This is a genomic window from Candidatus Rickettsiella viridis, assembly GCF_003966755.1.
Taxonomy (GTDB): domain Bacteria; phylum Pseudomonadota; class Gammaproteobacteria; order Diplorickettsiales; family Diplorickettsiaceae; genus Rickettsiella_B; species Rickettsiella_B viridis.
Genome location: NZ_AP018005.1, coordinates 971,545 through 996,731, shown reverse-complemented (window position 1 = coordinate 996,731; position 25,187 = coordinate 971,545). Strand labels below are relative to the sequence as shown.

21 protein-coding genes are annotated in these 25,187 nt (G+C 41.0%); 13 read left to right on the top strand and 8 right to left on the bottom strand.

Annotation, left to right across the window (positions count from 1 at the left end; all coding sequences use genetic code 11):
- Window positions 1-50 precede the first annotated feature (50 nt).
- The 9 genes from icmT to DMP02_RS04565 all read left to right on the top strand — a co-directional run bounded on the left by icmT (window position 51) and on the right by DMP02_RS04565 (window position 12,950).
- Window positions 51-311, top strand: coding sequence for an IcmT/TraK family protein (gene icmT, locus DMP02_RS04605; protein WP_126322894.1), 261 nt, complete (start codon window positions 51-53; stop codon window positions 309-311).
- Window positions 312-320: 9 nt separating this feature from the next.
- Complete coding sequence (locus DMP02_RS04600; RefSeq protein ID WP_126322893.1) at window positions 321-659, top strand: type IV secretion IcmS family protein; 339 nt, start codon at window positions 321-323, stop codon at window positions 657-659.
- 167 nt (window positions 660-826) lie between these two features.
- The gene (gene putA, locus DMP02_RS04595) at window positions 827-3,964 is read left to right on the top strand and encodes a bifunctional proline dehydrogenase/L-glutamate gamma-semialdehyde dehydrogenase PutA (protein WP_126322892.1); all 3,138 of its coding nucleotides are present in this window, start codon (window positions 827-829) and stop codon (window positions 3,962-3,964) included.
- Window positions 3,965-3,967: 3 nt separating this feature from the next.
- Entirely contained in the window at window positions 3,968-5,140 is a 1,173-nt protein-coding gene (locus tag DMP02_RS04590) for a cation:proton antiporter (RefSeq protein WP_126322891.1), read from the top strand.
- Between the two features lie 45 nt (window positions 5,141-5,185).
- A complete protein-coding gene (locus DMP02_RS04585) occupies window positions 5,186-5,929 on the top strand; it encodes a regulatory signaling modulator protein AmpE (RefSeq protein ID WP_126322890.1) in 744 nt (247 codons plus the stop codon).
- A gap of 214 nt (window positions 5,930-6,143) precedes the next feature.
- A complete protein-coding gene (aceE, locus tag DMP02_RS04580) occupies window positions 6,144-8,819 on the top strand; it encodes a pyruvate dehydrogenase (acetyl-transferring), homodimeric type (RefSeq protein WP_126322889.1) in 2,676 nt (891 codons plus the stop codon).
- 41 nt (window positions 8,820-8,860) lie between these two features.
- Entirely contained in the window at window positions 8,861-10,156 is a 1,296-nt protein-coding gene (gene aceF, locus DMP02_RS04575) for a dihydrolipoyllysine-residue acetyltransferase (protein WP_126322888.1), read from the top strand.
- 200 nt (window positions 10,157-10,356) lie between these two features.
- Window positions 10,357-11,793: a dihydrolipoyl dehydrogenase gene (gene lpdA, locus DMP02_RS04570; protein WP_126322887.1), complete on the top strand. Its 1,437-nt coding sequence runs from the start codon at window positions 10,357-10,359 to the stop codon at window positions 11,791-11,793.
- A 335-nt stretch (window positions 11,794-12,128) separates the two neighbouring features.
- A complete protein-coding gene (locus tag DMP02_RS04565; protein WP_145985130.1) occupies window positions 12,129-12,950 on the top strand; it encodes a hypothetical protein in 822 nt (273 codons plus the stop codon).
- On the opposite strand, the gene recG is transcribed toward DMP02_RS04565, so the two are convergent.
- On the bottom strand, window positions 12,929-15,049 hold the full coding sequence (recG, locus tag DMP02_RS04560; RefSeq protein ID WP_126322885.1) for an ATP-dependent DNA helicase RecG: 2,121 nt from the start codon (window positions 15,047-15,049) through the stop codon (window positions 12,929-12,931). The two genes, DMP02_RS04565 and recG, sit on opposite strands and share 22 nt — an antisense overlap.
- An 86-nt stretch (window positions 15,050-15,135) precedes the next feature.
- On the opposite strand from recG, the gene accB reads away from it, so the two are divergent.
- The 4 genes from accB to hemA all read left to right on the top strand — a co-directional run bounded on the left by accB (window position 15,136) and on the right by hemA (window position 19,352).
- The gene (accB, locus tag DMP02_RS04555; RefSeq protein ID WP_126322884.1) at window positions 15,136-15,564 is read left to right on the top strand and encodes an acetyl-CoA carboxylase biotin carboxyl carrier protein; all 429 of its coding nucleotides are present in this window, start codon (window positions 15,136-15,138) and stop codon (window positions 15,562-15,564) included.
- A 166-nt stretch (window positions 15,565-15,730) separates the two neighbouring features.
- Entirely contained in the window at window positions 15,731-17,071 is a 1,341-nt protein-coding gene (accC, locus tag DMP02_RS04550; RefSeq protein WP_126322883.1) for an acetyl-CoA carboxylase biotin carboxylase subunit, read from the top strand.
- Between the two features lie 4 nt (window positions 17,072-17,075).
- Complete coding sequence (prmA, locus tag DMP02_RS04545; protein ID WP_126322882.1) at window positions 17,076-17,978, top strand: 50S ribosomal protein L11 methyltransferase; 903 nt, start codon at window positions 17,076-17,078, stop codon at window positions 17,976-17,978.
- A gap of 123 nt (window positions 17,979-18,101) precedes the next feature.
- Complete coding sequence (gene hemA / locus DMP02_RS04540; RefSeq protein ID WP_126322881.1) at window positions 18,102-19,352, top strand: glutamyl-tRNA reductase; 1,251 nt, start codon at window positions 18,102-18,104, stop codon at window positions 19,350-19,352.
- Between the two features lie 78 nt (window positions 19,353-19,430).
- Here the strand turns inward: hemA and DMP02_RS04535 are convergent, their stop codons facing one another.
- From DMP02_RS04535 to DMP02_RS04505, 7 genes are all read right to left on the bottom strand, one after another.
- Window positions 19,431-19,868 carry a hypothetical protein gene (locus DMP02_RS04535; protein ID WP_126322880.1) on the bottom strand — a complete coding sequence of 146 codons (438 nt, stop codon included), beginning with the start codon at window positions 19,866-19,868 and terminating at the stop codon, window positions 19,431-19,433.
- 348 nt (window positions 19,869-20,216) lie between these two features.
- Window positions 20,217-20,840, bottom strand: coding sequence for a hypothetical protein (locus DMP02_RS04530; protein WP_126322879.1), 624 nt, complete (start codon window positions 20,838-20,840; stop codon window positions 20,217-20,219).
- A complete protein-coding gene (locus DMP02_RS04525; RefSeq protein ID WP_126322878.1) occupies window positions 20,809-21,900 on the bottom strand; it encodes a hypothetical protein in 1,092 nt (363 codons plus the stop codon). The genes DMP02_RS04530 and DMP02_RS04525 overlap by 32 nt, the downstream gene beginning before the upstream one ends.
- Window positions 21,901-21,950: 50 nt before the next feature.
- Entirely contained in the window at window positions 21,951-22,625 is a 675-nt protein-coding gene (locus tag DMP02_RS04520; RefSeq protein ID WP_126322877.1) for an ABC-type transport auxiliary lipoprotein family protein, read from the bottom strand.
- Window positions 22,626-23,426, bottom strand: coding sequence for an MlaD family protein (locus DMP02_RS04515; protein ID WP_126322876.1), 801 nt, complete (start codon window positions 23,424-23,426; stop codon window positions 22,626-22,628).
- Window positions 23,416-24,207, bottom strand: coding sequence for an ABC transporter ATP-binding protein (locus DMP02_RS04510; protein ID WP_126322875.1), 792 nt, complete (start codon window positions 24,205-24,207; stop codon window positions 23,416-23,418). Before DMP02_RS04510 ends, DMP02_RS04515 begins: the two co-directional genes overlap by 11 nt.
- A gap of 97 nt (window positions 24,208-24,304) precedes the next feature.
- Window positions 24,305-25,117: an MlaE family ABC transporter permease gene (locus DMP02_RS04505; RefSeq protein WP_232019620.1), complete on the bottom strand. Its 813-nt coding sequence runs from the start codon at window positions 25,115-25,117 to the stop codon at window positions 24,305-24,307.
- Between the last annotated feature and the right edge of the window lie 70 nt (window positions 25,118-25,187).

The window sequence follows — 25,187 nt, the reverse complement described above, 5'->3', positions numbered from 1 at the left end:
GCCATTAGCCTGGATATGATTAAAAAATTAACAATGGGAAACTATAAAGAATGGCTCGTGTTCCTACAGAAGCACATTGGCGTGATTCCGCACGTACTCCTCGATTTTTTTTGATCGATGCGCGAGCGGCATTTCCCTTGTTGTTATTTTTGCTGCATATACGCGTTTGGAGCTTTGTATTGGCACTTGTTGCAATGACGTTTTTTGGGTTATTAGGGCGTTATGGTTTTTCTGTGACGGTGTTTTTACGTTGGCTACGAACGGTTTTTGCAGGCCCACGCAAGATCGCCATTCCTTGGTGGAAAGAGTAGGGGGGTCTCATGGAGCTGAAAAAAAGCTTGCATGCCATTGCAAAAACCTTAAAAGCGACTTTTACGCTGAATGGGCGGGTTATTACCTATGAAGAGGTTTTCTCTGAAGTGGGGTTGTTACCAGCGATTGCGCGTAGGGCCGATCAACTCTGCTCTTTATGCTTGGGTTATGGGATCGGTGTTAGTTTCGATGAAGTGGAGCAATCTTTGTTAGGGGTCAAGGCCAGCTTTGACGAAGTGACACCTAATATTCTACGTTACCTTTGTATTACGGATGTTATCTGTGAATTGATTCAAAACGGTGGTTCTACGACACAAACCCCGCTAGATGAGTTGATGTATGATTAGGTTCAAAATAGCGATGTATACTCTTGGCAATTGGATTTTCGGCTGCGTTCCTGCTCAATTCGCAATTTCGCGGTACTTGCCGAAAACCCAATTGCTGTGAGTAAAAACAGGCATCGATTAATAAAAATAATAAAAAAATAAATTTTGTATTCTTTTACGAGGTTCGGATGTGGTTTTCACCAGAGTCAGAGAACAAAACTCCTTTACGGGCAGCGATTGCGAAGGCTTATTATGCCGATGAGACGGAGGTTGTTCGTCAATTAATTGAAGCCGCTGCGCTACCCAATGATGTTACCTTAAGCATAGCGAGGGTTGCACGGGGTTTAGTGGAGAAAATTCGCTCAAAACGTCTATCTAAGGGCGGTTTGGATGCTTTTCTGTATGAATATGATTTATCGAGCCAGGAAGGTATCGCTTTAATGTGTTTGGCCGAAGCACTGTTGCGTATTCCGGATAGCACGACGATTGATGCGCTCTTAGAAGATAAAATTAGTAATGCGGATTGGGCTTCTCATCTTGGCCAAAGTTCTTCATTTTTTGTTAATGCCAGTTCATGGGGGCTCTTGCTAACCGGTAAATTGCTTAAATCCGATGAACAGAGTGGTTTAAGTGGTTTATTACGTCGTTTTATGGGGCGAACCAGCGCACCTATTATTCGTAAGGCGGTTAAGCAGGCCATGCAGTTATTAGGTCGTCAGTTTGTCATGGGACAAACGATAACCGAAGCGCTTAAGCGTGCTAAAGATCATGAAGCAAGAGGCTATCGTTTTTCGTATGATATGTTGGGAGAAGCGGCACGTACTGAAAAAGATGCAGAACGCTATTTTCAAGCCTATCAAACCGCTATTGATGCGATTGGTAAAGTGGTATTAGGGAAAAGCTTAAAGGATGCGCCGGGTATTTCTATTAAATTATCGGCGTTGCACCCGCGTTATGAATTTGCCAAAGAAAGTACCGTGGTACCTTTCCTCATCGAACGTCTCCTACGCTTAGCGCTACAAGCCAAAGAAAATAATATTAGCTTGACTGTGGATGCGGAAGAGGCCGATCGTTTAGATATTTCTTTAGACATTATCGGTGCGGTATTTTGCGATCCGGCCTTAGCAGGTTGGGAAGGATTTGGTCTAGCAGTCCAATCTTATCAAAAACGTGCGCCTTTTGTGCTGGATTGGTTAATCGATTTAAGCCAAAAACAAGGCAAGCGTTGGATGGTACGATTGATTAAAGGTGCTTATTGGGATACAGAAATTAAAGTTGCGCAAATTAGGGGTGTAAAAGGTTATCCGGTCTTTACGCGTAAGAGTTCGACGGATGTGTCTTTTGTTGCCTGTGCTAAAAAATTATTGGCGCATAGCAAAGAGATCTATCCACAATTTGCGACGCATAATGCGTATACCTTGGCAACAGTGTTGCAGTTGGCTGGAAAAAATCGTGATTTTGAATTTCAGTGCTTGCATGGTATGGGCTATACCTTATATGACTACATTGTAGGGCCTGAACATCTTAATATTCCTTGTCGCGTTTATGCACCGGTAGGCGGCCATGAAGATTTACTGGCCTATTTAGTTAGACGTTTATTAGAAAATGGCGCGAATACATCATTTGTTAATCGTATTGTTGATCCCTCAGTGCCTATTGAAGAGATGTTGATTGATCCGGTGAATAAAATGAAGCAAGTGAAAGTGATCCCACATCCAAAAATTCCTTTGCCGATTAATATTTATGGTGAAGGACGTAAAAATGCGATGGGGATTGATTTTTCTGATACCGAATCGTGGCAGGTATTGTCAGCGCAAATAGAAGAAGCCTCTAAAAAACATGAAGTCGCAGGACCTATTATTGATGGCCAATTAGAAGCGGGCGAAAAGAAACGCTCGATGGTCAATCCAGCACAAACACAACAGATTATTGGTGAAGTGAGCTTAGCTAATTTAGCGCAACTCGAAAAAGCGCTTAACAGTGCCGATACGATATCGCATCACTGGGCAAATACACCGGTAGAGGAAAGAGCAGCTTGTCTTGAGCGTGCAGCGGATCTTTTTGAGAAAAGAACAGCAGAGTTTATGGCGTTAGCAGTTCGTGAAGGTGGAAAGACATTACCGGATGCGATTGCCGAAGTACGTGAAGCCATTGATTTCTGTCGTTATTATGCCATGCGCGCGCGTTTGGATTTAGTTCCACAGTTGTTACCAGGTCCTACCGGCGAAGAAAATTGGTTGAGTTTTCAAGGGCGTGGTGTGATTGCTTGTATTAGTCCTTGGAATTTTCCGCTGGCGATTTTTATTGGCCAAGTAACCGCTGCATTAGTCGCCGGTAATACAGTGATTGCAAAACCAGCCGGTCAAACGCCATTGATTGCCGCCGCCGCCGTGCGTTTATTGCATGAAGCCGGTATTCCAGGTCAAGTATTACATTTGGTACCGGCTAGTGGTGCGGTCATCGGGCCAAAATTAACCTTAGATCCGCGCATTAAAGGCATTGTATTTACCGGTTCTACAGAAACCGCACGTGAAATTAATCAAGGCCTGGCAAGCCGTATCGGCGGTATCTTACCGTTTATTGCGGAAACCGGCGGCCAAAATGCCATGATTGTGGATTCTTCCGCATTGATTGAACAAGTGGTCGCGGATGCTTTAAATTCAGCGTTCGGTAGCGCGGGGCAGCGTTGTTCGGCGTTGCGTGTCTTATTTGTACAAAATGAAATAGCCGATAAATTAATTGAGATGCTTTGTGGTGCAATGGCTGAACTACAGTTAGGTAATCCAGCGACATTGTTTACCGATATAGGGCCTGTTATTGATCAAGGCGCTAAGAAGACTTTACAAGAACATTTTGATCGTATGAAAGAAGAAGCGACATTACTTTATCAAGTGGCTATGCCAGATGGTATTGATGAAACTAACTTTTTCCCACCTGCATTATTTCAACTGGATAGTTTAGATCAGTTAAAGCGTGAAGTATTTGGTCCTATCTTGCATGTTGTCCGTTATGCAGCTAAGGATCGTGATGCGATGATAGCGTCTATCAATCATACCGGTTACGGCTTAACACTGGGAATACAAAGTCGAATTCAAAATACAGTCGATACGATTACACGAAATGTGCATGTGGGTAATCAATACGTTAACCGGACAATGATAGGCGCGGTGGTGGGTGTACAACCATTTGGTGGTGAAGGTCTATCTGGAACGGGGCCAAAAGCAGGTGGTCCTTATTATCTTCCTCGATTATGTGTGGAACGTTCATTGTCTATTAATACCACGGCAGCAGGAGGTAACGCCTCACTGCTGTGTTTAGAGGAGTAATGGATGGATCATAGTTTCGTTTTTTCTACCTTTGTCATTTTTACGGGTGCCGCTGTTTTAGCGACGATTGCACTGTATACACGTCAATCTTTGTTGGTGGCCTATATATTGCTAGGGGTTATTTTTGGTCCCAGCGGATTAAAGTTAGTGCCTAATTTGGGCGTTGCGCGTGACATTGGCGATATTGGTATTATCTTCCTATTGTTTTTAGTGGGTTTGGATCTGACGCCACAAGAGTTTTTGCATAGTTTGAAAAAAACCGCCTTAGTGACATTGGTGTTTAGTGCTTTATTTACACTGATTGGGTTTGCGGTTGGTTATCTGTTTAGTTTTACCTTATTAGAAAGTTTGTTGATAGGCGCAAGCTTAATTTTTTCCAGTACCATTATTGGTTTAAAGTTATTACCGACGCTCGCATTACATAATAAACCCATCGGTGAAACGATCATTAGTGTTTTATTGCTACAAGATTTGTTAGCGATTGTCATGTTGTTATTAGTGCATGGCGCACATCTAACAGGTTCTAAATGGGCCGATTTAGGATTAACCCTGGTTACCTTTCCTTTGTTGCTTGGTTTTGCGTTTGTAGTACAACACTATTTTATTAGCAAACTTTTTATGCGTTTCGATCGTGTTAAAGAATACCTTTTCTTGGTGGCATTAGGTTGGTGTTTAGGTTTAGCGGAACTATCACGTGCCTTAGGGCTTTCCGCAGAAATAGGTGCGTTCTTAGCGGGTGTTTCTATTGCTGAAGGACCTATTGCGGTTTTTATTGCCGAGAACCTAAAACCACTGCGTGATTTCTGTTTGATTATGTTTTTCTTTGCGATTGGCGCAAGTTTTGATTTAAGTTATTTGCCCGAAGTCATTGTGCCTGCGCTGTTACTCGCCGGGTTAGTGTTATTGATTAAACCGTGGCTGTTTCAAGTCTTACTGCGTTGGTCAGGTGAGAAAAGAAATATTGCGCGTGAAGCGGGGGTACGTTTAGGACAGGCAAGTGAGTTTTCTTTATTAATTGCTTATTTAGCGGCAGAGGCTACACCAGCCTTAATTGGCGGAAAAGCCAACTATCTTATTCAAGCGGCCACTATCTTGACATTTATTGGCTCGTCTTATTGGGTGGTTTTACGTTATCCTACGCCATTGGCCTTGAATGATAAGTTGCGTGTCGATTAAACTGCATGCTATTTCGGAAACCTGGCAGGAGCTGGAGAGAATATTATGACTTTTATTACATTATTATTGTGTTTAAGTATAGAGCGGTTTTTGCACAAAGGTAATTTACTGGCGCGTTTTAATTGGTTTGAACAGTATGTTAATAAAGTACATCAACTGACCCACAACCAGAGCTGGGCACAACAGGATTATGTGGCTTTATTGCTGGTTGTACTGCCTGTTGTGATACCGGTTGCGCTTATTTATGGATTGAGTGCATTTATTGTTCATGGCTTGCTCGCTTTTCTGATGGGTGCCTTTGTGCTTTTTTATTGCTTGGGCCCGATAAATATTTATGAAACAGATAAGGTTCATCAGCCAATATTTTGGCAAAGCAATGAAACATTATTTGCAGTTATTTTTTGGTTTGCGCTATTAGGTCCTGTGGCAGCACTTGTGTATCGTTTAGTTGAGCGTTCTGCGCATATTCATGCCAGTTATCCTGCGTTAGGCAAGGCGGCTAGTCAAGTACTCTCTATTCTCGATTGGCTGCCGGTTCGCTTATTCGCTATCCTGTTCGCTTTGGCAGGTAATTTTGTGAACACCTGCCAATTTTGGTTAGATTACTTATTAAGAGATTTATCATTGAATCGTGAGCTGACTGAAAAAAGTGGACGTATTGCTTTGGGTTTAGAAGAAAACGCTGAATTAAGCTTAGAAAATTACCCTCAGGCCTTAAAATTGATTGACCGGTCTTTGATTATTTTCTTAGTGATTGTATTTGCTGTTACGTTAGGCGTACTGTTATAACGTACTTTTTATCTGGATTCTGCCCTGGATTTCTCCAGCGCAGGACGACGCTTTAATGATAATTAAGGTAGAATACCGAGCAACGCGTTATACTCATAACAATGGGGTTTTTGGCAAGTGCCGCGAAATGGCGAGTTGAGCGGAAACACCGCCAAAAATTCAAGTGCGAAGAGTATATATTATAAAAATATATTTTTAAGGGCAGCTACTATCCATGACGCAGCGAACTTTTCACCTAGATTCTGATCCCATTGAGACCAAAGAGTGGTTAGATGCTCTGTTGTCTGTCTTAAAGGTCGAAGGCGCTGAGCGGGCTGAATTCCTCGTACAACAGCTTATCGATAGAGTGCGACAACAAGGTATAGCACTACCCGGTGCTTTAACTACACCTTATATCAATACGATTCCTGTTAATCGCGAGGCGACTTTTTCCGGTGATAAAAAATTAGAACATCGTATTGCAGCGTTAATTCGTTGGAATGCGGTCATGATGGTATTACGCGCCGGAAAAGTTTCTTCTGAGCTGGGTGGGCATATCGCGACCTATGCGTCAGCGGCCACCTTATATGAAGTAGGGTTTAATCATTTTTGGCATGCGGCGTCCCAGCAGCATGGCGGCGATTTACTTTATATACAAGGTCATTCCTCACCGGGTATTTATGCTCGAGCCTTTTTAGAAGGTCGATTAAGCGAAGATCAACTGATGCATTTTCGACAAGAAATAGTCGGAAAAGGCATTACCTCTTATCCCCATCCGTGGTTAATGCCAGATTTTTGGCAGTTTCCTACCGTTTCTATGGGTTTAGGGCCTATGCAGGCTATCTATCAAGCCCGTTTTTTAAAATATCTACACAATCGTGGCTTGCTGAACACACAGAATAGAAAAGTATGGATGTTTTGCGGTGATGGCGAAATGGATGAACCGGAATCCTTAGGTGCACTTTCTGTTGGGGGACGAGAAAATCTCGATAATCTTATTTTTGTGGTGAATTGCAATTTACAACGACTCGATGGACCGGTACGTGGTAACGGTAAAATTGTCCAAGAATTAGAAGGTGTATTTCGTGGTGCCGGTTGGAATGTCATTAAAGTGCTTTGGGGTAGTGCTTGGGATGCACTGTTAGCTAAAGATAAACAAGGTTTGTTACCACGGGTGATGATGGAAACCATTGACGGTGAATATCAAAATTACCGTGCCAAAGATGGTGCGTATATTCGCGAACATTTTTTTGGTAAGTTTCCTGAGCTGAAAGCGCTGGTTGCTGATATGAGTGATGAAGATCTCTGGCACCTAAAGCGTGGCGGACATGATATCCAAAAAGTGTATAGCGCTTATAAAGCAGCGGTTGAGCACACAGGTCAGCCCACGGTTATACTAGCCAAAACGATTAAAGGGTATGGTATGGGAACGGCGGGTGAAGGACAAAATATTACTCACCAGCAAAAAAAGATGACGCACGAACAGTTGTTAGCTTTTCGGGATCGATTTAAGTTGGCGATGACAGATAAAGAAGTGGAAAGCTTAAGTTTTCATCATCCTGGAAAAGACAGTCCTGAGATTAAATATCTACAAGAGAATCGTAAAAAGTTAGGTGGTTATTTACCAGCGCGGCGTTCGCGATCCGATGAAACCATAACAGTCCCAGCACTGGATCACTTTGCTACGCCATTGCAAGGATCAAACGATCGTGAAATTTCTACTACTATGGTGTTTGTTGATATCTTACGCCATATTTTAAAAGACAAAACCTTAGGTCCTCGTGTGGTGCCCATTGTTCCTGATGAATCGCGTACCTTTGGTATGGAAGGTTTATTTCGTCAGATTGGTATTTATTCACCCGTAGGACAGCTTTATAAACCGGTCGATGCCGATCAGCTGATGTATTACCGTGAAGATGTTAAAGGCCAGTTATTAGAAGAAGGCATTAATGAAGGTGGCGCTTTTTGTTCATGGATGGCGGCAGCGACTTCGTATAGTACGAATAATTTAAGTATGATTCCTTTTTATATTTATTATTCGATGTTTGGTTATCAACGGGTCGGTGATTTTGTGTGGGCAGCCGGTGATATGCAAGCGCGCGGCTTTATTTTAGGCGCAACCGCTGGTAGAACCACCTTAGCGGGTGAAGGCTTGCAGCACCAAGATGGACATAATCTTTTATTTTTCTCCGTCGTACCTAATTGTGTGGCGTACGATCCTTGTTTTGGTTATGAGTTAACCGTCATCATTCAAGACGGTTTACGTCGTATGGTTGAAAAACAGGAAAATGTATTTTATTACCTGACCTTAATGAATGAAAACTATAAACAGCCTGCTTTACCAAAAGGGAGTGAAGAAGGCATTCTCAAGGGTATGTATTTATTAGCAGAAAATAAAAAACCCAATGAAAAGCGCAAGCATGTACAATTATTAGGATCCGGTACCATTCTCAATGAAGTGATTGCCGCCGCTGAATTATTAGAAAAAGATTTTGCTGTGACGGCTGATATCTGGAGTGTGACCAGCTTTTCAGAATTACGTAAAGAAGCCTTAGCGGTTGAGCGTGATAATTTGCTTCACCCTAGCGCTCCAGCCAAACAAAGCTATGTGGCTAAGTGTTTATCTGATCGTATAGGTCCTGTGATTGCGGCGAGCGATTATATTCGTTTAAATGCCGATCAAATTCGTGGCTTTATAAAACAAAATTACCTGGTATTAGGTACGGATGGTTACGGTCGCAGTGATACACGCGAGCAACTGCGTCAATTTTTTGAAGTAAATCGTTTCTTTATCGTTATTGCGAGTTTGCATGCCTTATGCGCAGAGGGCGTAGTAAGTGCTAAGGAAATTGAACAGGCTTTTGCAAAGTATAGTATTGATGCTAAAAAACCCAATCCTTTTACAGCTTAAATGAAACCTTTAAGCATTATGAATAGTTGAGGAGAATTAGTTTGTCTAATTTAAAAGAAGTCCGCGTACCTGATTTAGGTAACGTTTCTGGAGCGGCGATCATTGAAATACCAATTAAGGTGGGTGAGTCTATTCAAGCCGAGCAGGCGTTGATTACCTTGGAGAGTGATAAAGCCTCCATGGATATTCCTGCGCCCTTTGCAGGTAAAGTAAAGGAAATAAAAGTAAAGGTGGGCGATAAAGTTTCTAAAGGCGATTTCATCGTGCTGCTAGAAGTAGGAGCGGATGCAGCGGCAGTAGAAGAAAAACCAGCGCCTAAAACAGAAACAACCGCGCCAAAGGTTCTGCAAGAAACAGCAAAACCCACTGAAACCGCCACGGCAACGGTGAACACCGACGATACAGCGATTTCCTCAGCAGAGGATGATCAAGGGGATGATGTGCATGCAGGGCCAGGTGTTCGCCGCTTAGCGCGTGAATTTGGCTTGGATCTCAATCAAATTAAAGGCACAGGTCAAAAAGGCCGTGTGGTAAAAGAAGATCTACAAAATTTTGTGAAATCTCGTTTAAGTCAAACGGGTCAAAGCAGTGGTACAGGCTCGGGCCTACCTAGTGCGCCACAAATTGATTTTAGTCAATTTGGTGAAACAGAAAATAAACCACTATCACGCATTAAAAAACTAAGTGCACAATATTTACATCGTAATTGGTTGCTAGTTCCGCATGTCACACAGTTTAATGATGCGGACATTACCGAATTGGAAGCTTTTCGCAAAGCACAAGCGGCGTTTGCTGCAAAACAAAACGTTAAATTGACACCCTTAGTTTTTATTATGAAAGCGGTGGTAACGGCGCTGAAAGCATTTCCTGCGTTTAACTCCTCTTTATCAGCCGATGGCGAACAATTAATTCTTAAGAAGTATTTTCATATTGGTATTGCCGTTGATACACCAGAAGGGTTAGTGGTGCCAGTTATAAGAGATGTTGATAAAAAAAGTCTTTTAGAATTAGCCAAAGAATTAGCCGAAGTGAGTAATAAGGCGCGTTTAAAACAACTGAGCAGTGCCGATATGCAAGGTAGTTCGTTTACCATTTCTAGTTTAGGGGGTATTGGTGGTACCGCATTTACGCCAATTGTTAATCTGCCGGATGTAGCTATTTTAGGCGTATCCAAAGCGCAGTTTAAACCACAATATCAAGACGGAGAATTTATTCCGCGTTTGATGTTGCCCTTGTGTTTATCCTATGACCATCGTGTTATCGATGGTGCGGAAGGTGCACGATTTATTGTGTTTTTGGCTGATTGTTTGTCCGACATCCGTCGCTGGTTGCTGTAGCTTTTTCGCTCGTCATCCTCCGCTTTCGCTCGTCATCCCCCGCGAAAGCGGGGGATCCAGAGAAAAGTATGGATCCCGTGGTCAAGCCACGGGACGACGTCCTTGGAGAGCGGTCAATCCTTTGGTCAAGCCAAAGGACGGCGGCCGCGGGACGACGATTTCGGATTTATTTTAATGATCATTTTACTTAAGAGGAAAATATGGCTGACTTAGAAACTAAAAAGACTGAAGTGCTGGTGTTAGGAAGTGGCCCAGGTGGTTATACGGCGGCTTTTCGTGCCGCGGATTTAGGGAAAAAAGTCATATTAGTAGAAAAGGATGCGACTTTAGGGGGTGTTTGTTTAAACGTGGGGTGTATTCCCTCTAAAGCATTATTGCATGCCGCTAAAGTCATTGAAGATGCGGCTGCGATGAAAGAGTTTGGTGTAGAGTTTGCTAAGCCTAAAATAGATATTAATAAACTTCGTACTTGGAAAGAAAGCGTAGTTAAAAGGCTAACCGGTGGTTTATCGATGTTAGCTAAACAACGTAAAGTCGAAGTGATTCAAGGCGAAGGAAAATTTACGGCTAAAAATGAATTAACCATCAAAACAGAAGCAGGTCAGCAAGTGGTGCAATTTGAGCAGGCCATTATTGCGGCGGGATCGCAGCCAGTTCGGTTACCTTTTTTACCGAATGATCCACGTATTATCGATTCAACCGGCGCGTTAGAGCTGAAAGAAACCAAAGGTGATCTCTTAGTGTTAGGTGGCGGTATTATTGGTATGGAAATGGCCACAGTTTATCACGCGCTGGGTGCTTCGATTACCGTGGTAGAAGGTGGTAGTCGAATTATTGCAGGCGCCGATGAAGATATTGTTAAGCCGCTTTCTAAACGTCTTAGTAAACATTATAAATTTATCCTCAATACACGCGTTACTAAAGTTGAAGCTAAAAAAGATGGCTTGTGGGTTAGTTTTGAAGGTGAGAATGTACCCGATAAACCACAACGTTATGATCGTATTTTATCCGCGGTAGGGCGTAAACCGAATGGAAAATTAATTGGAGCAGAAGTATTAGGTATTGATATAGATGATCGCGGTTTTATTGCGGTGGATAAACAATTAAGAACCAAGGTTAATCATATTTTTGCGATTGGCGATATCGTAGGTAATCCTATGTTAGCGCATAAAGCCGTGGCTGAAGCGCGTGTGGCGGCGGAAGTGATTGTCGGTAAAAAACACTTTTTTGAACCACGTTGTATTCCTTCGGTTGCTTATACCGATCCAGAAATCGCTTGGGTTGGATTGACAGAAATGGAAGCTAAAGAGAAAAATATTGTTTATGAAAAAGCCGTGTTTCCTTGGATGGCCAGCGGTCGTTCATTAGGTCAGGGGCGTGACGAAGGCTTAACTAAATTATTATTTGATCCTAAAACACAGCGTGTGTTAGGCGCTGGTATTGTCGGTCCGAATGCGGGTGAATTAATTAGTGAAATTGCCTTAGCGATTGAAATGGGCTGCGAAGCGGAAGATATTGCCTTAACCATACACCCACACCCAACATTGTCTGAAACGGTAATGTTAGCCAGTGAAATATTTGAGGGCAGCATTACGGATCTTTATATGCCGAAGAAGAAAGCTGAAGTAATACATTAAGATTATTATATTTTTATCGGTTGTATAGACGTTCTCTTATCATTAAAGCCTGCGAAAAAAATAGATTCACAGGCTTTTTTTCTGTTGCCTGTTTTGTAAGATTAGGTAATGCATGATGTCCTATTTGCATATTCTTTTTTATAAATACTTTCCTTAGGCTTTTGGTGCATGGGAAGAATAGCAAAAGAAAATCTGCTAATAGAACTGAAGCGTTTAAATAAAGCTACTAACAGGTTTCAATTGAATATTTACGTTTATTAGTTGAAGCTGAAAGAAGGTCTCGAATCGCTTCAAAGTTAGAGCCTTTTACATGCTACGTGCTAGCGTTTGATAAATTGGAGAGTTTTTTAAGTGAGCATTTAAAGTCTAATTTTGCCATCAATAAAAGGCTGCAACTCATTATAAAACATGGAAGCCATTACCTAACCGTCGATATTTCATGCGCAGAACATAAGCGCTGTTTACTGCTCGATGCAGCGAATGATAAAAGAATGATGAGTGTCTACGGGAAGCTCAAGCAGTTTGCATTTGATCGCCTGTTTGTTGCGAGCGGAAAACGGGACGAATTAGGCAAAGTTCATAATTTACAACAGGATTTTGATAGTTGTTCTATGTTTGCTTTTGATCACGCAGTTCAGCTTTCTAAAAGAGATATTTATAGTGATTTAGAAAAATTAGTGGGGGATAATTGCCAGAGAAGAGGTTATACCACGGTGTACTGGGAGCAATTGCCTATACAATTGGTTTGGAATGCGCAGTCCTTAAATTTTTTTACGAATTATTTAGAGGTTAACAAAAATAAACTGACCCAAGGCGAGCTAAAAGCCTATAAAAAATATATTAAAAAGAATACAGAATTGGATGCTAAGAAGAAAAGCAGGAATGTTGCGGTTGATCGTATTTTTGACTCAAGTCTGAAGCAGATCTTTCCGTGGGTTGAAAAATTGAGTCAAACTGAAATAGATTATATTGCAGGGGAGGATACTTATCTAATGCCCATGCAAAGGGAGAGCACATTCGTTTTCGCAAACAATAATGCTTTTTTTAAATCATGTAAAATAAGAAAGAAGGTTAGTGCTAATAGCCCAAGGGTTTTTGAAAGCTCATCGTCATTGCTCGGCGAGCTAGTAAGATATCAAACCTTACTGCAGTCCTGACTATTATTTTTCGTCCAACGTTGAATAATGGGTTCAATTAAATCAGGATGTTTTCTTGTAATGGTGTCGCTCAGTCGTTCTACATGTGGAAGTAAATAATAATCACGACTCAGGTCGGCAATGCGCAATTGTTGCCAGCCGGTTTGACGCAGTCCGTAGATTTCACCAGGCCCGCGTAGTTCTAAGTCATGTTGTGCAATCATAAAACCATCATTAATTTTTCTCATAATAGAGAGACGCTTTTTTGCAATGGGCGATAAGCGTTCATAAAGTAATACACAAAAACTTTGTTGATGATTTCTACCGACGCGTCCGCGTAACTGATGAAGTTGCGCGAGTCCTAGGCGTTCTGCATTTTCTATGATCATTAAATTAGCGTTACCTACATCCACACCCACTTCAATAACCGAGGTGGCAACGAGTACATCAATATCGTGGGCTTTGAATTTGTGCATGATACTTTCTTTTTCTTCTGGCGAAAGACGACCATGAATAAGCGCTAAACGTAAATCAGGTAAATAGGATTGTAATAGTTTGAGTGTGCTTTTAGCGGCTTCGTAGTGGACTAAATCGGATTCTTCAATCAGCGGACAAACCCAATAGGCTTGTTTTTTTTGCAGGCAATTATTTCGAACTCGTGCGATGACATCAGCACGATGTTTGGCTGAAAGTACAATGGTTTTCACCGGTAATCGCTTAGGTGGAAGTTCATCAAGGAAAGAAAGTTCGAGATCACAGAGTGAGGTCATGGCTAAAGTACGAGGAATCGGTGTCGCAGTCATAAACAATTGATGGGCTTGCAAGCTATTATTTTGTCCTTTTTCCCACAGCGCTAAGCGTTGTTGTACACCAAAGCGGTGTTGTTCATCGACGATAATTAAGCCGAGATTTTTAAATTTAACATGGGTTTGAAAAAGGGCGTGGGTGCCAATCACAATTTGTGCTTTTCCCGTTTCTATGGCAGATAAAATTTTTCGTTTTTCTTTTGCTTTCAGTTTTGAACGCAAACAAACCACATGACAACCGATGGGCGTTAGCCAACGATGAAAATGTTGGTAATGTTGCTCGCTTAAAATTTCGGTAGGCGCCATGATGGCCGCTTGGTAATGATTTTCAATCGCTTGAATAGCAGCGAAGGCAGCCACAACCGTTTTGCCAGAACCTACATCGCCTTGTAATAAGCGTTGCATCGGATACGGTTTTGCCATATCAGCACTGATCTCTTGATTAACGCGTTGTTGTGCAGCCGTCAGTTGGAAAGGTAAAGCGGTTGATAAGCGCTTGGTTAATTGGTTTTTTGCGAGTAATAAGGGTGCTACTTCTTGTGCGCGATTTTTTTTGCTGGTTCGAACGCTCAAGAAATGCGCAAGCAGTTCTTCGACAATAAGACGTTGTTGGGCGCGATGTTTTTTTGCACTTAGTGCATCAAGCGATGTACTGGGAGGTGGTTTATGTAAAAAATGTAAAGCGCTAACAAGATCCGGTAGTCGTAATAATTTTAATAGGGCTTTGGGTAAATAATCGCGAAAATGATGTTGAACAGTATTTTTATCGGTTGATATTGGGCTTAATAATGAGAGTACCTGATGTATCAATTTATTCCAGGTGCGTTGGCTTAAACCCTGTGTACTGGGGTACACCGCTGTGAGGTGAGGGGGTAAGCTGAATTCTTTATTCGGACTTAAAAATTCGTAATCAGGATGAACAATTTCTTGTTCAAAAAATTTCCTGGATGAGGTGCGTACTTCGCCGAAACAAAGCAAAGTAGCGCCGGTTTTAAACTGCTGGCGCTGCGGTAGGGTTAAGTGGAAGAACCGTAGGCCTAAGCTACCGCTCTCGTCTTGTAGGCGACAATAGAGGCTTGCCTGACGTTTAGAGGAGAATTTGCTCGTGGCTTGAATAATAGTGCCTTTTACTAATACCTGTGTTCCGGGTTTTACCTGGCTGATGGGCGTTATCTGCGTTCTATTCTCATAACGGTGGGGCAGATGAAAGAGCAGGTCTTGTAAGGTATGAATGCCGCATTTGGCCAAATAGTTACTTATTTTGGGACCAACGCCTGCCAGTGTTTGGCACTTTATTTGCGCTAGATTGTTCATAGGTTTTCCCTAAAGACTAGTAAAGTACAATCGGATATGCTCCAATAAGCCGCTAATATTAGATTGAAAGAAGAGGCCCATGTTATATGGATTCGGAAAAAATTAATCAGCTTATTAAACTCCTTAATGAGAATAACTTAAGTGAAATTGAATTTACAGAAGGCGAGCAGTCAATACGGATTCAACGCCAATTGACGCAAGCTTCTTCCTCGCAGCCAGCGGCTGCCATTGTTCCTTCTGGATCCCAGGCAAAAGACAATACGCAAAAACTGCCTGAATCCGGCCATCAAGTTCGTTCGCCTATGGTGGGAACGGTTTATTTAGCACCCAATCCAGCGGCGGATCCTTTTGTCGCATTAGGGCAAACTGTAAAAGTAGGCGATGTGCTTTGTATTGTTGAAGCCATGAAAATGATGAACCAAATTGAAGCTGATAAAGCAGGCATCATTAAAAAAAGATTAGTCGAAAATGGAACACCGGTTGAATTTAATCAGCCTCTGTTTATTATCGAATAATAATGATTTTTGTACAGTATAAAAATAAAATATCTCGTCATGGCGAGGCCGGATATTCGATCCGGCCGTGGCCATCCAGGAAAAAACTCAAATTTTACTGGATTGCCGCGCGCTTCGCGCTCGCAATGACGATGGTTTTTTTGGCATTTGCTAATAGGTAAAAATAATGCTGAATAAAGTTGTTATTGCAAATAGGGGTGAAATTGCTTTACGCATATTGCGTGCTTGTAAAGAATTAGGCATACGAACGGTTGCGATTCATTCCGAGATAGATACTAATTTGAAACATGCTAAATTGGCTGATGAAACGGTTTGTGTGGGGCCTGCTTCGGCGGCAGCCAGTTATTTAAATGTACCGGCGATTATTGCGGCGGCTGAGATTACTGATGCAACAGGTATTCATCCAGGTTATGGATTTCTATCGGAAAATGCTGATTTTGCAGAACGTGTAGAGCAAAGTGGTTTTGTTTTTATTGGTCCTACCGCCGAGACGATCAGAACCATGGGCGATAAAGTATCGGCTATTGCTGCGATGCGAAAGGCTAAAATACCTTGTGTACCCGGTTCAGAAGGCGAATTAGATAATGATGATAAAAAAAATCTAAAAATTGCGCAAAAGATAGGTTATCCGGTACTGATCAAAGCTGCCGGTGGCGGGGGTGGACGTGGAATACGCGTGGTACATAGTGAAGCCGCTTTATTAAATGCGATTTCTTTAACGCGTGCTGAAGCGGAAGCTAATTTTAAAAACCCCAGTGTTTACATGGAAAAATACTTGGTAACCCCACGGCACATTGAAATTCAGGTATTAGGGGATGGTCAAGGTAACGCTATTCATTTAGGTGAACGTGATTGTTCGATGCAGCGACGACATCAAAAAGTGATTGAAGAAGCACCCGCACCGGGCGTTACTGAAAAACAGCGTAATCAAATCGGTGAATTATGTGTGAAAGCCTGCCGAGAGATGAAATATCGTGGCGCAGGTACCTTTGAATTTCTGTATGAAAATGGAAATTTTTATTTCATTGAAATGAATACACGCATTCAAGTTGAACATCCTATTACCGAGGAGATCACGGGCATTGATTTAGTACGCGAGCAACTACGTATCGCCTCCGGTGAAGCCTTGGATTATAAACAAAAAGAGATCACGTTCCGCGGCCATGCGATCGAATGCCGTATCAATGCAGAGGATCCTCGAACATTTTTACCTTCACCAGGAACCATTACACTGTATCATCCGCCCGGTGGACCAGGCATTCGTGTCGATACCGCGATCTATACAGGGTATTGTGTACCGCCAAATTACGATTCGCTGATTGGAAAACTGATTGCGTATGGCGAAACACGAGAAATAGCCTTAGCGCGCTTACGTAATGCCTTAGATGAAATTGTCATTGAGGGCATTAAAACCAATATTCCTATGCACCAAGAGTTAGTGCGCGATCCCCACTTCATTCAAGGTGGAACCAATATTCATTACCTTGAAAAGCGTTTAACGCTGTAATGTTATGTCTTGGTTAGAACTTACTATTCAAACAAAAGAAAGCGATACCGAATCAGTCAGTGATTTTTTAGAGCAAGCCAATGCGGTTTCGATTACCTGGAAAGCAGCGGATGAACAAGCGTTGTTTGAGCCTGATTTAAATACGACGCCTTTATGGCAACGTGTAGAGGTAAATGCCTTATTTTCAGAAGATACGTCTATGTCTGATTTAATGGCTGCATTGCGGCGTGAGTTTGATGACAAAACCATTTTGAAATCCAGTTTTAAAGTTGTCCCTGATAAATGTTGGGAACGTGTTTGGCTAGATGATTTTAAAGCCATGCGTTTTGGAAAACGTTTATGGGTTTGCCCAACCACGATGGAACCGCCTGATCCCGCGGGCGTTATTGTTCGCTTAGATCCGGGTTTAGCCTTTGGTACCGGCACACATCCTAGTACCGCATTGTGTTTAGAATGGTTAGATGCTCATGTGCAAAGCGGGCAAACGCTGATTGATTATGGATGTGGTTCCGGCATTTTAGCGATTGCGGCATTAAAATGCGGTGCAAAAAAGGTTTTTGCCGTTGATCATGATCAACAAGCCATTGAAGCAACTCAGGCTAATGCGCGGCAGAATGCTATTTTACCGGAGCAAATAAGCTGTTTATTTCCACAGCAATTGGTGCAGGATATTAAAGTGGATGTACTGATGGCGAATATTCTTGCAAAACCCTTAATGGATTTAGCGAAGCTGTTTAAACAGCACCTGAAAAAAGACGGACTCTGTGTTTTGGCTGGTATCTTAAGTGAGCAAGTAGAAAGTATTCAGCAATGTTACGTTGAGCAAGGTTTTAGCTGTGTTGATGTTCAACATAAGCATGAATGGGCAAGGATAGTCTTTTCTCTTCCAAATACTCTTCGCACTTGAATTTTTGGCTGTGTTGCCGCTAGCCTCGCAATCCTCATGTATGTTGTATACACTGCGGTTGCTCGTTTTCACGGCGCCTTGCCAAAAATCCCATTGCTGTGAGTATATAAATTTTAAACTTTTATGAATCTTGTTGCTTGTGGCATTAATCACGAAACGGCGCCTTTATCGCTGCGCGAGCAGCTTAGCTTTTCCTCGGATTATCTTGCTGGTTCTTTACAGGAACTTTTAAAAGAGACGCAGGCTGAGGAAGTGATGATTCTTTCAACCTGTAATCGTACAGAATTTTATTGTATTAATGGCCAAGCACAGCATACGCTGGATTGGTTATATCGTACGAAACAAGTATCTAAAGCGAATTTACAGAATCACTGGTATGTTTATCACGAAGAAAATGCAGTACGTCATATACTTCGCGTTGCTAGCGGTTTAGATTCGATTATTTTAGGTGAACCACAAATTACCGGGCAACTTAAAACGGCTTTTTCTTTCGCTCATTCATTGGGTATAGCGGGTAATCAATTTAAACGTTTATTTCAGTATATTTTTAGCGTGAGCAAACAAGTGCGCCATCAAACGGCTATTAGCGCGCATCCTGTTTCACTGGCTTTTTCTTTAGTGTCATCTGCAAAATGTATCTTTGCAAACTTAGCGGATGCGCGTGTGTTACTCATCGGTGCTGGCGAAACGACGGCTTTAGTGGCTAAACATCTGCTTGCGCAGGGTATTCAACATTTTTTGATTGCAAATCGTACCGCTCAGCATGCAAAGCGCTTAGCATTAATGGTAGGTGGTAAAACCATCGCTTTAATTGAAATTTCATACTATTTACCTGAGGTTGATTTAGTGGTGACGGCAACCACCAGTCCATTACCTATCGTAGGTAAAGGCATGTTGGAAAGCGCTTTAAAAAAACGGCGGCGGCGTCCTTTATTTATGGCCGATTTAGGTATGCCGCGTGATATTGAAGCGGAAGTGAATCAACTTGAAGATGTTTATTTGTATACCTTAAATGATTTACAAAAAATGATTCAAAAAAATCAATCGCATCGTAAAGTAGAAGCGATAAAAGCCGAAGCGTTGATTGAAAATAAACTTCAAGAATATCTTGAATTATTACGTTTAAAAGAAGTGGCGCCGATCATTCGTGCCTACCGGGAGCAAGCGGAACAGTGGCGTGATCAAGAATTAAAAAAGGCCTTTTCTTTATTAGAAAAAGGGCTTTCTGCTGAAGAAGTGATGCAAGGTTTAGCCTATAGATTAACCAATCAATTACTGCATGTGCCGAGCGTTGCGTTACGTCAGGCTGCTACATTAAATCAGCAAGACATATTAGCTTCTATTATAAAATTATTTGATTTAAATCAATCTTAGCCACTAGTGTCATTGCGAGTACCGTAGGTACGAAGCAATCCAGGGATGTAGTAAATATTAGCCTAGATTGCCGCGCGCCTACGGCGCTCGCAATGACGTTCGTTCTGCTACATCATTTTTAGCGTCTAAATCTTCTTGATCGCTATCGGTATTATTAGCAGGTATATAGCTATCTTGAGATTCTCTTTTTGAGATAGCGTAATGTTCAGTCGTCAATAATCCGCCGGGTTCTATCAGTTCATCGCCCCAAGAAGTTCGGATGCGAATCTCGGTAGATGTTGGGTCATTCGGTTTTTCGTGTTCTCTTAGAATAGAAATCACTTCATCATCAATTTCTATTTCTATGGCTTTTATAGTGATTTTTTTATAAAACTTTTTATCAAAGCTTTTTAATAACCGATCGGCATGACCATAGTTTTTTTTAAACGTCGTGATTGGCATGGCATATTCGTTATAAATAGGCTTATTTTCTTGATCATATAAAGGATTACCTTTTGAATCACGTAGCTGCGTCATATTTCTTACGATAACCATATCCTTTGATAAAAGGCATTCGGTTTCTACTTGATAACCGAGCAAACTATTTGCGTCAGAGATATAGGTTGTTAATGTTGTTCCTATTTCATCAGCACGAACATGTCTGGCGAGTACGGGTGTTTTCTTTTTATATTTACGCGCTTTTTTTGAAAGAAAAGCTTGATTTTTTCAATACTAAAATAATCGGTTATTATCATAAAATGCCCTTATTATTATTGTATTTCGGTCGGAGGCATTATACGAAAATAAATATATTATATGCAAGTGCATATAAGTAATAAAATATTTTTATTACATTATTGGCAGAGAAATAGCCGAAAAAAACTCTTATTGAGTTTTTATAGCTATTTTTTTATCGGTTACAGTTTCTAGCTCGTTATCGCGGCAAGTGCGAGAAGAGGTTGTATTAAAGAAGGTCGGCCTTTTCTTTGTAGGCACGTAGGTCGCTGCAAATTCTTTTGGTGCAATAGCATAACCGCTATCGGTTAGCATGCCACCGGGCTGTAATAATTCCGCTGTATCGCCCGTCCCCCAGTTAGTGGCTATAAAAATATCATTAGGGCGTGAATGGTTCGATTGATCATACTCATGCAGGATAGAAATAACTTGCTCATCAATTTCTATTGCTCTGATCGTCGTTTTTTTATAGAACTTTTGGCTAAAGCATTCTAATAATTGATCAGGATTCGTATAGCTGTTAAAAAAAACACTTTTTCCCATCGCATACTCATTGTAAATAATATTTCCGTCTTTATCACGACAGGCATCGCCCCTTGAATTACACAGCGCAATCATATTTCTTACGATAACCATATCCTCTGATAACTGGCAGGTTGTTTCTACTTTATAGCCAGATGAGGCACTTGGATCAGAGATATAGGTAACTAATTCAGATCCTATTTCAAAAGGACGCACTTTTCTAGCAAGCGCCGGTATTTTTTTTATATTCACGTGCTTTTTCATTAAAAACAAGTTTAAGTTGTTCAATATTGCGATAATTAGCGATTATTACTATATAATTGTTTGTCTTTTTATTAAAATCGTTTAGATTTATTATTTTTATAGCAGCCGAGAGTATTTTATCGGAATATTTCTTCTTTTTTAAGTTATTAATAACGGTAGAGGCATGTATAGATGGATTATTTTTATAAAAAGCAGAAGCGTAGCTTTTTAAAGATTGGAAGGTAATGGCTTTATTTTTTTTTGTTCTTATTTTAAAAAGAGAAGAGTTATCAAGTAATTCACAGTGCCAATTATTATTATTAGTGACGATAGTGTCTATTTCAGTTTGAATCCCCAGGTTTTCGGATAGCGATGATTGACTAGTGTTTCTTATTTTTAATAAATGTTGATAGTGTTGCATCGCGTGCGGTTGTAGCGTATATAAAAACAAGTGTTGAATGTTTCCTGAATGTTGTTTTTCTCTAAGGGCATGAAGTTCTATATTCCAAAATATCGATTGGCAATGGATTTCGCCATCAGCGAGGAAAACATAAGCATCATTGGTGGTTTCTTCAATATATAATTTTGAAAGTGCGCTCCAGATGATGAAATTAAAGGTACTTTCGATTTTTTCATTTGTTTTCTTATTATGAGTAATAACCATTTGAATTTTTGGCATCATCTGGTTAACCACGGAGCCAATGACGGTATGTGCAAAATCTATACCTATTTTTTCTGCCGCCTTACGTCCATCTGAAGACCAATAAGCCGATTGATTATCGGGACGGCATCCCCCTTCTATGGGAGAAAATAGCTTCTTTAATTGCTGATATAAGATAAAAATTTTTTCCTCAATTTCGGGTGTCCAATTAGTTTTATTATTTTCAAAAGGAAAACACGAGCTGTTTTTTAATTCTTTTTTTAGTTTTATTAATAGATCCAAAAAACCTTTAGCAATATGATATTCATACCCTGCTTGAAGCGGTATTTTTTCTTGATTTACTTTGTTTCGTATCTGTCCTGCGAATTCTTGGGTCAGTAATATTTCCTTATTGATAACATTATCCATTTTTTTACTTAGCAAAACTAATCGTAGCAGTGATTACATTGGTTAAAATACTATTCTATCCTGTCCAAACAAAAAACCGCTATTTTTCTTAGTATTTTTTGGGTAGCCATATTGGCAGCAATTGCTGCACCGTGTGGATTATCCATGGGCGCAGGTTGTACCACCATAAAATCTTTTGTTGCCATAATGCGGTTGGTATGTGCATTAATTAATTGAACGCGTATGGCAATGCGGAATTGACTGGGGTTGCTTATAAATTCTTGCTGAAAACTTAATAGCTGTGTATTTACGATCCAGTCATAGTAGGTGGTGGCCGGTGTGTTAATAATAGCTTGAAAGTAACCAGTGTTTTGTAATGATTTTATTAATAACAGATGCAACATATGCGGTGGCGTATCAGCCCAACGGTTTTGAGTAAAATATTGGATTTGATAACAGTCAGGGCTATAGATCATACGTGGGTTGCTATACAGCGCATTGGCACGCGGTTGCGTGACTAATATCGTGCTGCGGGTTTTTTGTATCGTTGGGCAAGCGGGTGGCAGTGCCGTCAGCGTATAATAGTGTAAGGGTTGGTTTGGAATGGGTTTAAACAGCGTGCAAGCAGACAAGCTTAGCATGCACGCGAGCAAAATAAATAAGCGGCTTTTTTTCAGCAAATATACATGAGGATTGCGAGTTGAGAATAGCAACACAGCCGATGTCAAGTGCGAAGAGTAGAACATTTATTTTTCTCCTGGCCCTGGCGGCAGGGCTGTCTGACCGCGTAATAATACGGCTGGATTTTGTTTTAAGCTATCCGAAAGTTCAAGTAAATTATCACTCATGACGGTTAGATTATCTAATACTTCGTTGGTAGAAGGCAGTGTTCGTTGTGTTAAGGTATTGATCAACGAAGGAAATAATCGCGTTGATTTAGCGGTATTGATTAAGATAGTATCCAGTTGGTGGCTTTGTGCCGCTAAATGATCAGTAGTAGTATTTAAATTAGTGAGAATTTCCCTAAATAATTCAGTGTTTTTTCCGCCGAGTACACCATTAATATCTCGAGTAATTTGATTCATATTAATGGTTAACTGACTTAAGGCCGTATCTAAACGTACAAAAAGTGAGGGGTTGGTTTTAATAATAGGATATTTTTCGCCAGGTAAAACAGTGAGTGAAGTCATGTCGGTGTTACTGCCTTGTAAGGAAATATAGGTAATACCAGTTAAACCTTGGCTATTTAATGTTGCCCTGGTACCGGCGGTGATAGGGGTATGTTTTTCTATTTGTAAATATAATCGTACTTGTTGTGGATTTTTATTCGATAAAACAATATTGTTGACACTCCCAACATCAACGCCATTATATTTTACGGAAGAATTGCTTGTTATACCTGCAACGGATTCATTCATAATAACCAGATAAGTATTATATTCCTTGGTCGTAAAGCCTGTTGAAAGCCAGGTAATAAAAAGAATAAGCGCCCCGGTTAAAATAAGCACGAAAGCGCCTACCAGTGTGTAGCTGATTTTAGATTCCATGCGGTTCCCCATAAATCTGTTGAGTAATGCGCCCTCTCGGTCCTTGAAAATAGGTGCGTATAACCGGATTGGTTGATTGCGTTAATTCTTCCATAGGGGCAAAGGCTAAAACAGTGCCTTCGCTTAAAAAAGCTACTTTATCGGTGATTTGCCATAAGGTGTCAAGGTCATGGGTGACCATTAAAATAGTTAAGCCCAAAATATCGCGTAAATTTAACAGTAGTTTATCAAATCCTTCTGCACCTTGTGGATCAAGTCCGGCGGTAGGTTCATCTAACAGCAGTAATTCAGGATCCATCACCAAAGCACGTGCTAAAGCGGTGCGTTTAAGCATACCGCCGCTGAGTTCGGAAGGATATTTAATGGCTGCGCTGAGTGGTAGACCGACAGCAGATAGTTTTAATAAAGCGAGTTCATTAATCGTTTTTTTGTCGAGTTGACTATGTTCATGCAGTGGAAAAGCGATATTTTCTAAAACGGTTAAAGAAGTAAAAAGAGCCGATTGCTGGAATAAAACACCCCAACGACATTTTAGAGCAATGGTTTCAGCGCTGGAAAGCTTTTTAAGGTTTTTTCCAAACACTTCAATGTTCCCAGAAGTCGGCGTTAATAATAATAAAATTTCACGCAGAATGGTTGATTTACCGGAACCACTATTACCGACGATCGCAACGATCTGGCGGCGTTTAATCTCAAGATTAACGCCTTTATGTATCCATTGGCCTCCAAGGGATAGTTTAACGCCGTCAAGTTTAATGACTGGATTATCAGGTGCATTCATAATATAAAGTATAGTTGTCTTTGCCTGGATTGCTGCGCTTTTTCCCCGTCATTGCGAGCGCGCAGCGCGTGGCAATCACAAGGACGATAAATATGTCTTAAATATTCAGCGTATTGAATAAAATGGAAAAAAGTGCATCCGCCACAATGATAAAAAAAATGGATTGTACAACGCTGCGTGTGGTTTGTCGGCCCACGCTATCGGCACTTCCACGCACACGTAATCCCTGAAAACAGGCTACACTGGAAATAATAAGTGCAAAAACTGGTGCTTTTCCTATGCCGATTAAAAGCGATGACAGTTCAACGACTTTGGGAAAACGGCGCAGGAAATCAATATAACCAATATGTGACATGGAGTGGGTCATTGCCATGCCACCGAGTATGCCAAAAATATCCGCCCATATGGTGAGTAGTGGTAGTGCTAGGGTTAGTCCCCAAATTCTTGGTAAAATTAATAGTTGATTGGGTAGAATGCCCATGGTGTTTAAGGCATCAATTTCTTCTTTAATTTTCATCATGCCAAGTTGTGCGGTGAAGGCGGAACCACTTCGTCCAGCAATCATAATGGCGGTGAGTAACGGTGCAAATTCACGCAATATGGCCAAACCTAATAAATCGATAATGAATAGGGTTGCACCATAGTTTTTTAATTGAAAACCCATTTGATAGGTTAATACAATGCCAATCATAAAAGATAATAAGGCAATGATACCTAATGCGCGTACCCCAGTATCTTCAATCACACTGAGTAATGCTTTGAAGCGCAATTGTTTAGGATGAAAAAGAATAACCAGGCCATTGATAAAAGATTGACCGATAAATTGCAGAAATGATTGTATTTCCAGTAATTGATCGATGGTCTTTTTACCAAGTTGTGCTAAACCTTTTAATTCTTCCCGTTGAGGCATGTTTTTTAAGGGGGTAGCTATTTTTTGTATACCCGTATAAAGCGCTTGATATTCTTCACGTAGACCTTGT